12 protein-coding genes are annotated in these 12491 nt (G+C 72.7%); 10 read left to right on the forward strand and 2 right to left on the reverse strand.

Features of this window, described 5'->3' with window-relative positions; genetic code table 11:
* Positions 1 to 245: 245 nt before the first annotated feature.
* Complete coding sequence (locus AB0P06_RS28400) at positions 246 to 929, reverse strand: TetR/AcrR family transcriptional regulator C-terminal domain-containing protein (RefSeq protein ID WP_363612230.1); 684 nt, start codon at positions 927 to 929, stop codon at positions 246 to 248.
* A gap of 185 nt (positions 930 to 1114) precedes the next feature.
* Here AB0P06_RS28400 and AB0P06_RS28405 point away from each other — a divergent pair, with 185 nt between their 5' ends.
* The 7 genes from AB0P06_RS28405 (at position 1115) to AB0P06_RS28435 (ending at position 7920) form a co-directional block, all read left to right on the forward strand.
* The gene (locus AB0P06_RS28405; RefSeq protein ID WP_363612208.1) at positions 1115 to 2164 is read left to right on the forward strand and encodes an ATP-binding cassette domain-containing protein; all 1050 of its coding nucleotides are present in this window, start codon (positions 1115 to 1117) and stop codon (positions 2162 to 2164) included.
* Positions 2164 to 2982 (forward strand): ABC transporter permease, encoded by an 819-nt coding sequence (locus tag AB0P06_RS28410; RefSeq protein WP_363612210.1) that lies wholly within the window; start codon positions 2164 to 2166, stop codon positions 2980 to 2982. Before AB0P06_RS28405 ends, AB0P06_RS28410 begins: the two co-directional genes overlap by 1 nt.
* Positions 2983 to 3157: 175 nt before the next feature.
* Positions 3158 to 4144, forward strand: a complete 987-nt coding sequence (locus tag AB0P06_RS28415; protein WP_363612212.1) for an aldo/keto reductase — start codon at positions 3158 to 3160, stop codon at positions 4142 to 4144.
* A 164-nt stretch (positions 4145 to 4308) separates the two neighbouring features.
* Positions 4309 to 4653 carry an MFS transporter gene (locus tag AB0P06_RS28420; RefSeq protein ID WP_363612214.1) on the forward strand — a complete coding sequence of 115 codons (345 nt, stop codon included), beginning with the start codon at positions 4309 to 4311 and terminating at the stop codon, positions 4651 to 4653.
* A 336-nt stretch (positions 4654 to 4989) separates the two neighbouring features.
* Positions 4990 to 5667, forward strand: coding sequence for a hypothetical protein (locus AB0P06_RS28425; protein ID WP_363612216.1), 678 nt, complete (start codon positions 4990 to 4992; stop codon positions 5665 to 5667).
* A 65-nt stretch (positions 5668 to 5732) separates the two neighbouring features.
* Positions 5733 to 6764 (forward strand): hypothetical protein, encoded by a 1032-nt coding sequence (locus AB0P06_RS28430; protein WP_363612218.1) that lies wholly within the window; start codon positions 5733 to 5735, stop codon positions 6762 to 6764.
* Positions 6765 to 7278: 514 nt separating this feature from the next.
* Complete coding sequence (locus tag AB0P06_RS28435) at positions 7279 to 7920, forward strand: C39 family peptidase (protein WP_363612220.1); 642 nt, start codon at positions 7279 to 7281, stop codon at positions 7918 to 7920.
* 9 nt (positions 7921 to 7929) lie between these two features.
* On the opposite strand, the gene AB0P06_RS28440 is transcribed toward AB0P06_RS28435, so the two are convergent.
* A complete protein-coding gene (locus AB0P06_RS28440) occupies positions 7930 to 8787 on the reverse strand; it encodes a hypothetical protein (protein WP_363612222.1) in 858 nt (285 codons plus the stop codon).
* A gap of 230 nt (positions 8788 to 9017) precedes the next feature.
* Between AB0P06_RS28440 and rpe the strand changes: the two genes are divergently transcribed.
* The 3 genes from rpe to AB0P06_RS28455 all read left to right on the forward strand — a co-directional run bounded on the left by rpe (position 9018) and on the right by AB0P06_RS28455 (position 11898).
* Positions 9018 to 9701, forward strand: coding sequence for a ribulose-phosphate 3-epimerase (rpe, locus tag AB0P06_RS28445; protein WP_363612224.1), 684 nt, complete (start codon positions 9018 to 9020; stop codon positions 9699 to 9701).
* 134 nt (positions 9702 to 9835) lie between these two features.
* Positions 9836 to 10789, forward strand: a complete 954-nt coding sequence (locus AB0P06_RS28450) for an alpha/beta hydrolase-fold protein (RefSeq protein ID WP_363612226.1) — start codon at positions 9836 to 9838, stop codon at positions 10787 to 10789.
* A gap of 149 nt (positions 10790 to 10938) precedes the next feature.
* Positions 10939 to 11898 (forward strand): pirin family protein, encoded by a 960-nt coding sequence (locus tag AB0P06_RS28455; protein WP_363612228.1) that lies wholly within the window; start codon positions 10939 to 10941, stop codon positions 11896 to 11898.
* Positions 11899 to 12491: the final 593 nt, after the last annotated feature.

A 12491-nucleotide genomic window follows, 5' to 3' on the forward strand; every position in this document is an offset into this window, starting at 1 on the left:
ACACGGCTCTCGCCGATACGGCCGGTCACATCGGTGAGTTCAACGCCTCGCCGAACAGTGTTGCCGCCGACAACTGGGACTGGAACGCCGTCCAGCTGTTCTGACCCTCTGTTCTCTGACCGTACGGAGCCCCGTCGGCCTGGTGACCAACTGGTCACCAGGCCGACGGGGCTCCAACGTTTCACACCTCTGGGGGGCAGACGCGCGCCACCGGAACCGGCACGCCATGAAAGTCTCACATGGCGTCAACCGCTCTGCGCGGGAGCCAGGATCGCCGTGACCACCCGGTGGAGCGCCCGGTCGAAGGCGGTGTCCGGGTCGGCCGGCGGGCCGGCGGTGGCGAACGCGGCGGCGAGGTGGGGGTAGTCGCCGCTCATGGCGGCCCTGGTGAGGTAACCCACCAGCTCGCCCTGCCACTTGGCCCCGGCGGCGGCCGTCCGCTCGTACTGCGCGTACTGGCAGACGAACCCGTTGAGCAGGGCCAGGGCCTCCATCCGGGTGGTGCCGTCCAGCCTGGTGGGGGCCGTGACGGCGAGGAAGTGGTCCGTGTAGCGCAACGCGTTCGGGCCGATGCCCGGGCGGGCGATCACCAGCGCGGGCAGCCAGGGGTGCCGCCGCATGATGGCGAGCTGCTGGTGGGCGAGCCGGTACAGGCCCTCGCGGCAGTCGTCGGCGGGGGTGGCCGGGGTCGCCGGGAAGTCGTACTCGGCGGTGGCCGCGTCGAGCATCAGGTCGAGCAGGTGCTCCTTCTTCGGCACGTAGTTGTACAGCGACATCGTCCCGGCGCCGAGCGCGGCCGCGACGCGGCGCATGGAGACCGCGTCCAGGCCCTCCGCGTCGGCGATCGCGATCGCGGCGGCGGCGATCGAGGCGCGGCTGTGGGCCGGCTTCGGGCCGCGCCCGGTGCGCTCGGGGCGCAGCCAGATCAGCTCGGGCGCCTCGGGTGGCTCGGGCGTGGCGGGTGCTGCGGGGGGCGCGGACTCACCGGCGGGGGGCTTGCTGGACGGCACTGGACGATCACCTCGGTTTCCCATCTTAGAGACGTACGGCGTACGTAGTAGGATGCGGTCGCGCGCACTTCTACGTACGATGTACCTAGAGAGGGGCAAGAGCCATGCCGGAAACCAGCCGGCCCGCCGTCGAAATGGTGGGCGTGGAGAAACGATTCGGAACCACCGAGGCCCTGCGCGGCCTCGACCTCGACGTCCCGGCCGGCACCGTCTGCGGACTGCTCGGCCCGAACGGCGCCGGCAAGACCACCGCCGTCCGCGTGCTCGCCACCCTCGTCGCCCCCGACCGCGGCACGGCCCGCGTCGCCGGCCACGACGTGGTGCGCGAGGCCGAGGCCGTCCGGCGCAGCATCGGGCTGGCCGGGCAGCACGCGGCCGTCGACGAGGGCATCACCGGCCGCGACAACCTGCGCCTGTTCGGCCGGCTGCACCACCTCGGCGCCCGCACCGCCCGGACCAGGGCCGACGAACTGCTCGAACGCTTCGGCCTCGCCGAGGCCGGCGACCGGCTCGTCCGCACCTACTCCGGCGGCATGCGGCGCCGGCTCGACCTCATCGCCAGCCTCGTCACCAGCCCGCCGCTGCTCTTCCTGGACGAGCCGACCACCGGGCTCGACCCGCGCAGCCGCCAGGAGATCTGGGACGCCGTCAAGGAGCTGGCCGCGGGCGGGACCACCGTGCTGCTCACCACCCAGTACCTGGAGGAGGCCGACCGGCTCGCCGACGACATCGTCGTCGTCGACCACGGCACCGCCATCGCCACCGGACCGCCGCACCGGCTCAAGGCGGCGATCGGCACCCGGCTCTCGGTCACCCTCGCGGACCCGGGCCAGCTCGGCACCGCCGCCGTGGTGCTGTCCGCGCTCGCGGGCGGGGAGGCGGTGGTGGACCCGGCCGAGCGGACGGTCGCGGTCGTCACCGCGCCGGGGTCCGACGTGCTGCTCCCGGCCCTGGTGAGGGAGTTGGACGCGGTCGGGGTGGTGGCGCAGGACGTCGCGCTGCGCCCGCCCTCGCTGGACGACGTGTTCCTCGCGCTCACCGCCGACCGCGGCGCGGGCCGTGGCGCGGGCCGTTCGGCCGACCGGGCCGGTGGCCGTACCGCCGAACGCGTCTCCGACCGCTCCGCCGACCACTCCCCGGGGAAGGTCCTCTGATGGCCGTCTGCACCGCGCCGCCCGTCCTGTCCGCCCCGAGCCGCCTGGTGAGCGACACCTGGTCCTCGATGCTCCGGATCCTGCTCAACTACCGCCACTCGCCCGGCCTGCTGGCCGCCTCGCTGGGCGTGCCGGTGGTGATGGTGGTGGTGTTCGGGTACGTGTTCGGCAGCGCCATCGCCGTGCCGGGCGGCGGGAACTACCGCGAGTTCCTGATGCCGGGCCTGTTCGCGATGGTCGCCGTCAACGGCGTCATGCCCACCATGGTCGGCGCCGCCCGGGACGTCGGCCGCGGCGTGACCGACCGGCTGCGCTCGATGCCGGTCTCGCGCACCGGCCTGCTGCTCGGGCAGACCCTGGCCGACCTGCTGGTCAGCGTCCTGGTGCTGACGCTGCTGGCCGCCGTCGGCCTGGCGGCCGGCTGGCGGATCCGGGGCGGACTCGCCGACGCCGCGGGGGCGTTCGGCCTACTGCTGGTGTTCCGCTTCGTGATGACCTGGGTCGGGACCTGCCTCGGCCTGATGGTCGGCAAGGAGGAGGCGGCCGGCCAGCTCGCCGTCGCCGTCTTCCCGCTGGCCATGGTGACCAACGCGTACGTGCCGACCGGTGGAATGCCCGGCTGGCTGAGGGTGATCGCGGACTGGAACCCGGTCAGCGCGGTGGTGCAGGCCTGCCGCGAACTGTTCGGCAACCCGTCCGCGCCCGGGCCGTCCTGGCCGATGCAGCACGCGGTGCCCGCCACCCTGCTCTGGAGCGCGCTGCTGCTGGCGGTCTTCGGCCCGCTGGCCGTACGGAAGTTCGTCACGCACGGGCGGTGATCCGCCGGGCCCCGGCGTGGACCGACACGGAACTGACACGGATGGGCGGGGCGTTAACGCGGAGGGGCGCGGATGGGCGCGCGGACCGGCGTGTTTCGGTACGGATCCGCCGCTGTTCCGCCGCTCCGGTGAAATGAGCTGGACAGCGGGGCCGGTGGGACAGATGGTGGGCGGCATGGAGTTCACCCATCTCGGCCGCACCGGCCTGACCGTCTCCCGACTGTGCCTGGGCACCATGAACTTCGGCCCGCACACCGAGGAGTCCGACGCCCACCTGATCATGGACACCGCCCACGAGCGGGGCATCAACTTCTTCGACACCGCCAATGCCTACGGCCGTGACAACGAGGGCAATCTCAAGGGCCGCACCGAGGAGATCATCGGGCGGTGGTTCGCCCAGGGCGGCGGCCGCCGCGAGCGGACCGTGCTCGCCACCAAGGCGTACGCCCCGATGGGGGACTGGCCCAACGAGAGCCGGCTCTCGGCCCTCGCCATCCGCCGCGCGGTGGAAGGCAGCCTGCGCCGGCTGAACACCGACCACATCGACCTCTACCAGATGCACCACATCGACCGGGACACGCCCTGGGAGGAGGTGTGGCAGGCGATGGAGGTGCTGGTCGCCCAGGGCAAGATCATCTATGTCGGCTCCAGCAACTTCGCCGGCTGGCACATCGCCCAGGCCCAGGAAGCCGCCCGTTCCCGCCACTTCCTCGGCCTGGTGAGCGAGCAGTCCCTCTACAACCTGCTCGACCGGGCCATCGAACTGGAGGTCATCCCCGCCCTCCAGTTCTACGGCCTCGGCCTGCTGCCCTGGTCCCCGCTCCGCAGCGGCCTGCTCGGCGGCGTCCTGCGCAAGGAACGCGAGGGCTCCCGGGTCCGCGGCGCCATGGCCCACGCGAGCGAGATCCTGGAGGAGAACCGCGACCGCATCCAGGCCTACGAGGACTTCGCCGCCGAACTCGGCGAGGACCCGGCCGACATCGCCCTCGCCTGGCTCCTCACCCGCCCCGCCGTCACCGCCCCCATCGTCGGCCCCCGCACCCTCGACCACCTCGACGGCGCCCTCCGCGCCCTGGACCTGACCCTGGACCAGAAGACCCTCGACCGCCTCGACGAGATCTTCCCCGGTCACCAGCCCGCCCCGGAGGACTATGCCTGGTAGATCCGGCGGACGCGCCCGGACCACCGGCCCACCCGGGCCGCGCCCGCACCCCGGGCGCGGCCCTTCCGGGCGCGGGCCGGCCGGGAGCCGGCGCCACTCGCAGCCGCTGCCGTCGACGTAGCGGACCGGAGCCCTGGAGAGACGCCACTGTCAGCCTGATCGACATGATCAGGGGGTTCAAGCAACGGGTACCCAGCGGGCCGGCCTCCGGTCCGCAGCGAGCTCTGATCATCGCCAGTTTCGTCGGCAGGGTGGGCAACGGTCTCTTCAACACCGCTGCCATCCTCTACTTCACGCTCGTGGTGCACCTGCCCGCCACACAGGTCGGAGCGGGTCTGACGATCGCCGGCCTCAGCGGCTTGGCGGCCGGCATACCGGCGGGGAATCTGGCCGACCGGTACGGACCACGCACGATCTGGCTGACGACCCTCGCCTTGCAGGCCGTCACCATGGCGGCTTTCGTCTTCATCGACAGCTGGCTCGCGTTCCGTGGTTCGGGACGCCCATGAACACGATCAGTCCGGCACAGGCGAAGCTGGCGGCGTTGGCGAGGATCAGCCCGGTGTGGGCAGGGCGAGTGTTGATCTGGATGGCGAAGGCCGCACCCAGGGTGCCCATGACGACGCCGAGATTGACGAACGTGCGGAGTCTGGCCCGGAAGGCGGCCGGGCGTTCACCGCCGACCCTTGCGATGAGCGCACCGCCCGCGGCGCCGCTTGCCGTGGCAGCCAGCCGGTCCAGTGTGGCGACGAGCGACCGGCCTCTGCCCCGGCCCAAGGAGCACCGTCAGTGGTCCGTCCTGGCCGACCGGCCGTACGTGTCCTTCGTCGCGCTCTTACAGTGCCATGGGCCTGCAGTACCAAACCCTCTCCCTCCTGCTGCCGGTCTGGCTCACCGCCCACACCGACGCACCGCGCTGGACCGTGGCAGTGGTCTACGCGGTCAACAGCGGCGTCTGCGTGCTGCTGCAGAGCAGACTCGGCTCCAAGGTGGAGACCCCGCGGCAGGGCGGCCGCGCATTCCGCCTCGCCGGGCTCCTGTTCCTCGTCAGCTGCCCGTTGACGGCACTGACAGCCGATGTTCCCGCCTGGGTCGCGCCGGCACTCGCCGTCCTTGCCGTGTGCATCCACAGCGTCGGAGAGGTGTGGGAGTCCTCGGCCGGCTTCGCGCTCGGCTTCGGCCTCGCACCCGACCATGCCCAAGGGCAATATCAGGGCCTCCTCGGTGTCGGCTTCGACGCAGGCCAGGCCCTCGCCCCCGTGATCCTGACCGGAGTGGTCCTTGCGCTCGGACACCCGGGACGGCTGCTCCTCGGCGCATTCTTCGCAGGCCTGGGCGCAGCAGGCCCCCCGGTGGCCGCCTGGGCCGAGCGAACCCGCCCCGGGTGGGCCGGAACCACCCAAAAGACTTCACAGATCGCCCACTTGGCCGACGGTACGACAGACGTGCTCATTCGGAGCCTGATCACTGACTGTTCGGGCTGCTGGGAACAGCGGTTGTGTCCACGGCTCCGACAGCCGTGATGTGCAGGTGGTTGTCCGAGGGGGTGCTGAATCACGGTGGCTGACAGCTGTCTAAGGTCACGTACATGTCGAGGACCACACCGCCGCGCCCACTCGATGTCGAGGCGCTCTTCCCGGAGCTGACGGCCTACCGAGGCACCACCACCCGGCTCCATCCGAGCCCGGGGCGACCGGACGTAGCGGCGAGTTCCGTAGGTGGCCCGCTGCTGTGGCCGTCGAATGAACCCTGGCCGGTGTGCACCGAGCCTCACAGCCACGCACGTGGCCAACGGCCGGCTGACATCCACCAGCGACGCCGGATCCTGGCATCAGCATGGCGCCGTGAACCGAACCCCGGCCCCACCGACGAAGAACGGCAGCTGCTCAAGGAACTCGACCGGCGCCACCGTGTTGAGGAGGCTACTGCGGCCGATCCGCTGCCACTGATCGGCCTTGCGCAGCTGTACCGGAGAGAAATCCCCGACCTGCCGGCCGGGCCGGATGACTGCGATCTGCTCCAGGTGTTCTGGTGTCCATTCGACGCACACGGCCCAAGCGGTGCCGGCATGCTGCTCGACCTTCGCTGGCGCCGGTCGTGGGAGGTCACCGACGTGCTGACCGCACCGCCGCAGCCGCAGGTCGTCGGCTATGAGGGGTACGTGCCGGAGCCGTGCGTGCTGCATCCGGAGCAGGTGGCCACCTACCCGTTCGCCGGCCTCCTTCCGGAGGACCTGCGCGCCCGGATCGATGCCTGGGAGGAGGCCCTGGAGGAGGAGGCCGAGGAATCGGCGGACGAGGATGCCGCAGCGGTGGTCGGCTACCAGTACGACCTGTCGATCCCACCGGGCTGGCGCGTCGGTGGCTTCGCCTCCTGGCACGCCACCGACCCGGCTCCCATGGACTGTCTCACCTGCGCGACACCGATGCACCTGCTGCTGACCATCGACAGTTCGGAGTGGGACGGCGGTAGCGGCAGCTGGAAACCGGTGGAGGAACAAGGCCTGCCCCCGCACCCGGACGCCAGTCCGACGGAGGTCACCGTGGGCCGCTGGGGCGAGCTCAACATCTTCGCTTGCCCCGGGAATCCCGACCACCCGCACCGCTGGAGCATCCAGTAGGACCCTCACGATCGGCGAGCGACTTCCGTCGCGTATGCGGTCCCGGCGGCCCCGGCGGCCCATCGTTCGGCAGCTGTTGGGCTGATACCGAGGAGACGTCGGAGGACCGCCGGGGGGGGATCTGGGTGCAGAGGTCGAGGAGGGCCGCGCATCGGCCCGACTCGGGCGGGAGTCGATCGCCGGCGCCTTGCTGGTGTCGTTCGGAGTCCTGACCGAGCCCAGGGTCTTCGCCATCAACTGCGTGATCCGATCGTGGTTGTGCGGGCTGCTGGGAGTCGGGTGACCCGGCTGGCCGCCGCCGCTGACGGCAAGTCGTGATCCTTGGCGCTCGGGCGTCCTGCCGGCGATTCCGGATGCGGGACGGACTTCGACGGCCGACGAGGTCGTCCTCGGATTCGTCGGCTCCTCGCCGGTGGTGGCGCGGTGCCCTTGCGGAGGGCAGGCCGGCGAGGGCACTCCGGGTGAGTGGGTGTCGCGCGGTGGTGGTGCCCGGGGGGCGTGAGAGCGTCGGGGCATGGCAGATGGCAGCGGCGGGGCGGCGGTCGTGCACGACGTGCCGTACTACGCGCAGTGGGAGTCCGCGGGGCTGGTCCGGGAGATCGTGACGGGGGCGGTGAGCGCGGCCGACGATCCGCGGTGGGGGGAGTCGGGGGCGGCCACGCCGGAGGAGTACGAGTACTGGTCGTGGCGGCTCTGCGGGGTGGCCTGCCTGCGGATGGCGCTGGACCACTGGTGGGGGGTGGCGCCGGCGGCGGTCGGGCTGGCGGGGGAGTGCCAGGCGGCCGGGGCGTACGTCAGGGACGGGGAGCGGCTGCGCGGCCTGATCCACACGCCGTTCGCCGCGTACGCGCGGGATCGCTGGGGACTGGCCGCGCAGGCAAGGGAGTTGACGTCCGAGGAGATCGCGGCGGAGGTGGCCGGCGGGCGGCTCGTCATGGTGTCGGTGCACCCCGCGATCCGGAACCCGGACGGGCCGGAACCCGGACGGCGGGGCGGGCACCTGGTACTGGCGGTCGGCACCACGGGCACGGCGCTGGTGATCCACAACCCGTCCGGGTTCGCGGGCGAGTCGCAGGCCTTCGCGCACGTGCCGTGGCGGCGGTTCGAGCGTTTCTACGCGGGCCGGGGGATCGTCCTGGGCCCGCCCGAGGGCTGAGGGCCGCGGCTACGCCGAGGCGGCCGGCAGACCGATCGGGTTGATGGGCGGCATCGAGCCGCGACAGAGGGCCGAGATCGGCTTGAGGGCGGCGGCCAGGCGGTCGAGTTCGGCGCGCGGGTGGTGCTCCCAGACGCGGGCGGCGGCCAGATCGGTGGCGGCCTCCAGCGACTGGTGCCGGATCCGGCCGCACTCGGTGATCGTCCCGCGCTCGGTCAGCCAGCCGCGCTCGACCAGCCGGGCGGCGGCGGCCTCCCACTCCTCGTCGCTCCAGCCGCGCAGCGGTTGCAGGACCTCGCGGCGGACGTCCAGGGCGCAGCGCACCACCAGCGCCTCGCAGCCGTCCAGCCCGGCCGAGACCAGCGCGGCGACGTGCCCGTCACCCCGGTGCTCGCGCATCACCGTGGCGGCCTGCCAGAGCCGCCCGTACAGGCCCTCGGGCCGGGGGAGGGCGGCGTTGGCGGCGGCCAGCACCCGACCGGCGCAGTCCAGGCGGGCCACGGCCTGCTCCAGGAGGTCCGCCACCAGTTCGACCTGTTCCGGCTTCACGTGCTCCAGCAGCCGGGCGAGCGCCGCCGAGGAGCCGTCGAGCCGGGCGGCGAGCGCGGCGTCCGGTCCGGCCTGGGACCAGACGTCCGGCAGGGCGCGCTCGACCGTCGCGGGCGCGAAGCTGAAGAACGCGGCGATCACCGGTGCCGCGTCCACCGCGCCCAGCGGCGCCGAACGGCCGGCGAAGTAGCCGCGCCAGCCGCCGCGCAGGCCGGCCTCCTCGAACGCGGCACGGCCCTCGGGGGAGAAGTAGGTGACGGCGTGCACCGGCTCGAAGAGCCACCACAGGGCCCGGGCGGGATGGACCAGATCGGCCAACGGAAGACCTTCCTCGGGGGGACGGGGATGGGGCAGGGGTCAGGAACGGGAGGCGGAGGCGGGGTCGTTGTACAGGGCTGATGACCACGGCGGCGGTCACGATAACCCCGGGCGGGGTGTGACGAGGGTCACGGGGAGGTCTCACTGTTCACTTCGCGCCAGCGGCCCGCGAGATGATGGGGCCGGGTGCCAGCTCCCGGCACCCCTACCCTCCTGTGAAGGCAACGGAAATGGCGCAGATCAACCCCAGCATCCTGTCCGCGGACTTCGCCCGGCTCGCGGAGGAGGCGGAGGCCGTCAAGGGCTCGGACTGGTTGCACGTCGATGTGATGGACAACCACTTCGTGCCCAACCTGACGCTGGGCGTTCCGGTGGTCGAGTCGCTCGCCCGCGCCACCGACATCCCGCTCGACTGCCACCTGATGATCGAGGAGCCGGACCGCTGGGCCCCGCAGTACGTCGAGGCCGGAGCCGGGTCCGTCACCTTCCACGTGGAGGCCGCCGCCGCACCCGTCCGGCTCGCCCGCGAGATCCGGGCCAAGGGCGCCCGCGCCTCCATGGCGCTCAAGCCGGGGACGCCGATCGAGCCGTACGAGGACCTGCTGCCCGAGCTGGACATGCTGCTGATCATGACGGTCGAGCCGGGCTTCGGCGGCCAGGCCTTCCTGGACATCATGCTGCCGAAGATCCGCCGCACCCGTCAGCTGATCGACAAGCACGGCCTGGAGCTGTGGCTGCAGGTGGACGGCGGCGTCTCGGCGAGCACCATCGAGCGCTGTGCCGAGGCCGGGGCGGACGTCTTCGTGGCCGGCTCGGCGGTGTACGGCGCGAAGGACCCGGCGGGCGCCGTGCGCGACCTGCGCGCGCTCGCGGACTCGGCGACGGCGGAGGCCTGGTGGACCTGCGGGCACTGAGCGGCGGGGGCGGCGTCGCGCGGCTCCGTCTTCGTCTCCTTCTCCCCGGCCTGTGGCGTCGGGGTGTCGGGGTGTTGACCGACGGGGATGGACATGGTGCGGTGCCGGTCGGCTGAGGGTGGGGGAGGGGCGGCGTGGGCCTGGACGATGACGGTGGTGGTGGCCGCGGGAGCGGTGCGGCCGCAGACGGGGTGGGCCCGGGCGGGTTCGGCCCCGGGACGCCCGGGCGGCGCCGACTGCTGAGGGCCGCCCTCGGGACCGGCGGGCTCGCCGTGGCCGGTGCCGGGGCGGCCGTGGCGCTCTCCGCCGGTCGCCGGCCCTCCGGTCGCCGGCCCTCCGGCCGCTTGCCCTCCGGCCCCGCTCCCTCCGGCCCCTCGCTGCGCACCGAGGAAGAGCGCTCGGCGGCCCGGGGCGGCGCCCTGGTCACGATGATCACGATCGTCCCGCAGGGCGTCGCCCGCCCCGCCGGCCTTCCGGTCTGCGTCGCCCTGCACGGCCGCCGTGCCACCGCCCGGGCGTGGACGGACCTCGGGCTGCCGGCGATCCTGGACGCGGCCTTCGCGTCCGGCGTCCCGCCGTTCGCGGTGGTCGCCGTCGACGGCGGCGACGCCACGTACTGGCGCCGCACAGCGTCCGGCGACGACCCGCAGCGGATGCTGCTGGAGGAACTGCCCGGCCGGCTCGCCCGGCAGGGCCTGCGCGCGCCGGACGCGGCGATGGGCATCTCCATGGGCGGCTTCGGCTCCCTGCGCTACGCCCGCAACCGGGGCGCCGGTTTCGGGCCGGTGGCGGTGCTCAGCCCCGCGCTGTTCCGCAGCTGGGCCGACGCCGACGCGGTGGGCGTGTTCCGGGACGAGGCCGACTGGCGCGCACACGAGCCGCTGCTCCACCAGGACCAGCCGCACGGCCGCCCGACCGGCGTCTGGTGCGGCACCGAGGACCCGTTCTGCGCCGCCGCCCGTGAGCTGACCGGCGACCCGGTCCAGGCCCGCTTCACCCCCGGCGGGCACGACGCGCCGTACTGGCGGAAGGTGCTCCCGGACGTCGTCTCCTTCCTCGGCCACGCGCTCGCCGCCCGAGGCGCCTGACCGCATGGCGCCTGACCGCATGGCGGCGGGGCGCGCGCGGCGGCCGGACGCGGGCCGCGGGTGGAGGAACGGGGCCGGCTGGTGGATGATCGTTGGCGACGACCCCCGGCCCCGGCCGGCCCCGATCCGTACGGTGGTGGACCCGCGACATGAGCAACCTCGATCTCAAGCCCGAACCGACCCGCTGCGGCGGTGAGGCCGGCACCGGTCCGGTGAAGGAACTGCTGACCGGTCGTCAGGTCAGGCTCGGCGAGAGCACCATGGTGCGCCGGCTGCTGCCCAACCTGGGCCGCCGGATGGTCGGCGCCTGGTGCTTCGTCGACCACTACGGCCCGGACGACATCGCCGACGAGCCCGGCATGCAGGTCCCGCCGCATCCGCACATGGGCCTGCAGACGGTGAGCTGGCTGCACCAGGGCGAGGTGCTGCACCGCGACAGCCTCGGCAGCCTGCAGACCGTCCGCCCCTACGAGTTGGGCCTGATGACCTCCGGCCGGGCGATCTCCCACTCCGAGGAGTCCCCGCGCGAGCACGCCCGCTTCCTGCACGGCGCCCAGCTCTGGGTCGCCCTCCCGGACGCCCACCGGCACACCGCCCCCGCCTTCGAGCACCACGCCGAACTGCCCGTCGTCGCCGCCCCCGGCCTGCGCGGCACCGTCATCATGGGCACCCTCGACACCGCCACCTCGCCCGGCACCACCCACACCCCCCTGGTCGGCGCCGACCTCGCCCTCACCGCGGGCGCCGACCTCAGGCTCCCGCTGGTGCCCGACTTCGAGTACGCCGTCCTCTCGATGTCCGGCAGCGTCGACGTCGACGGCGTCCGCGTCGAACCCGGCTCGATGCTCTACCTCGGCTGCGGCCGCCGCGAACTCCCCCTCCTCGCCCGCACCGACGCCGCCGTCCTCCTCCTCGGCGGCGAACCGTTCGAGGAGAAGATCGTCATGTGGTGGAACTTCATCGGCCGGTCCGGTGAGGAGATCCAGCAGGCGCGGAGCGACTGGGAGAACACCCCCCGCTTCGGCGAGGTGCACGGCTACGACGGCGATCGGCTTGCCGCGCCCGAGCTTCCCCAACTTCCGTTGAAGCCACGGGGAAGGGCACGCTGACCTGGGGCTATGCACCCAAGGCGGGCGCGCCGAGTCCCGGTGGATTGCTGTTGGGACGGTCTGCGATCCATCGCTCTGATGGGACGTCCCTGCTGCCGAGTGATGGCTCCGGTGATCGGCCGCGAGTTTCGGGTGCGGCCATCTGTAACCGGGTTCAGTCAGGCCGATGCTGACTCAATGCCCACTTTGCTGACGTCTCGTCAGGTGTGGGGTGGGGGATCGCGTTCTCGACGCGGCGTCGCCGCGGCTGGAACGGGCGCCGGTGGACAGGCGCCGGGCAGGGCTGCCGCCGCCGTGCTGCGGGCGGTGGAGGGGGCGTGGGTGAGAGCGTCTGGGGTCGTGCGGCGGATTTGTGTGTTGCCTACAACCGTGAGTCGAGGTGGTAGAGGCGGATCCCTCGCTCTTGGCTTGGTGAACATTGATGCACACGTTCCGTGGGCGTCAGCCAGTTGCAGCCGGTGTCCTTGGTATCTGTGGATGCGACCTGTCCGACGTCCTATGGGCCCTGATCGAGCCGAAACTGACGGCCTGGAGGAAAGCTCGGCTCGACCGCAGGCCCACCGGACAGCCGGCAAAGGTCGAACTGCGCGACG

This window comes from Kitasatospora sp. NPDC088351, assembly GCF_040685575.1.
Lineage (GTDB): Bacteria > Actinomycetota > Actinomycetes > Streptomycetales > Streptomycetaceae > Kitasatospora.

What these genes read in the sequence shown, in the direction of transcription:
- AB0P06_RS28425 (WP_363612216.1), top strand. Translation starts at nt 4,990, where the DNA reads ATGGGCCTGCAGTACCAAACCCTCTCCCTCCTGCTGCCGGTCTGGCTC.
- AB0P06_RS28415 (WP_363612212.1), top strand. Translation starts at nt 3,158, where the DNA reads ATGGAGTTCACCCATCTCGGCCGCACCGGCCTGACCGTCTCCCGACTG.
- AB0P06_RS28405 (WP_363612208.1), top strand. Translation starts at nt 1,115, where the DNA reads ATGCCGGAAACCAGCCGGCCCGCCGTCGAAATGGTGGGCGTGGAGAAA.
- rpe (WP_363612224.1), top strand. Translation starts at nt 9,018, where the DNA reads ATGGCGCAGATCAACCCCAGCATCCTGTCCGCGGACTTCGCCCGGCTC.
- AB0P06_RS28455 (WP_363612228.1), top strand. Translation starts at nt 10,939, where the DNA reads ATGAGCAACCTCGATCTCAAGCCCGAACCGACCCGCTGCGGCGGTGAG.
- AB0P06_RS28410 (WP_363612210.1), top strand. Translation starts at nt 2,164, where the DNA reads ATGGCCGTCTGCACCGCGCCGCCCGTCCTGTCCGCCCCGAGCCGCCTG.
- AB0P06_RS28430 (WP_363612218.1), top strand. Translation starts at nt 5,733, where the DNA reads ATGTCGAGGACCACACCGCCGCGCCCACTCGATGTCGAGGCGCTCTTC.
- AB0P06_RS28420 (WP_363612214.1), top strand. Translation starts at nt 4,309, where the DNA reads ATGATCAGGGGGTTCAAGCAACGGGTACCCAGCGGGCCGGCCTCCGGT.
- AB0P06_RS28435 (WP_363612220.1), top strand. Translation starts at nt 7,279, where the DNA reads ATGGCAGATGGCAGCGGCGGGGCGGCGGTCGTGCACGACGTGCCGTAC.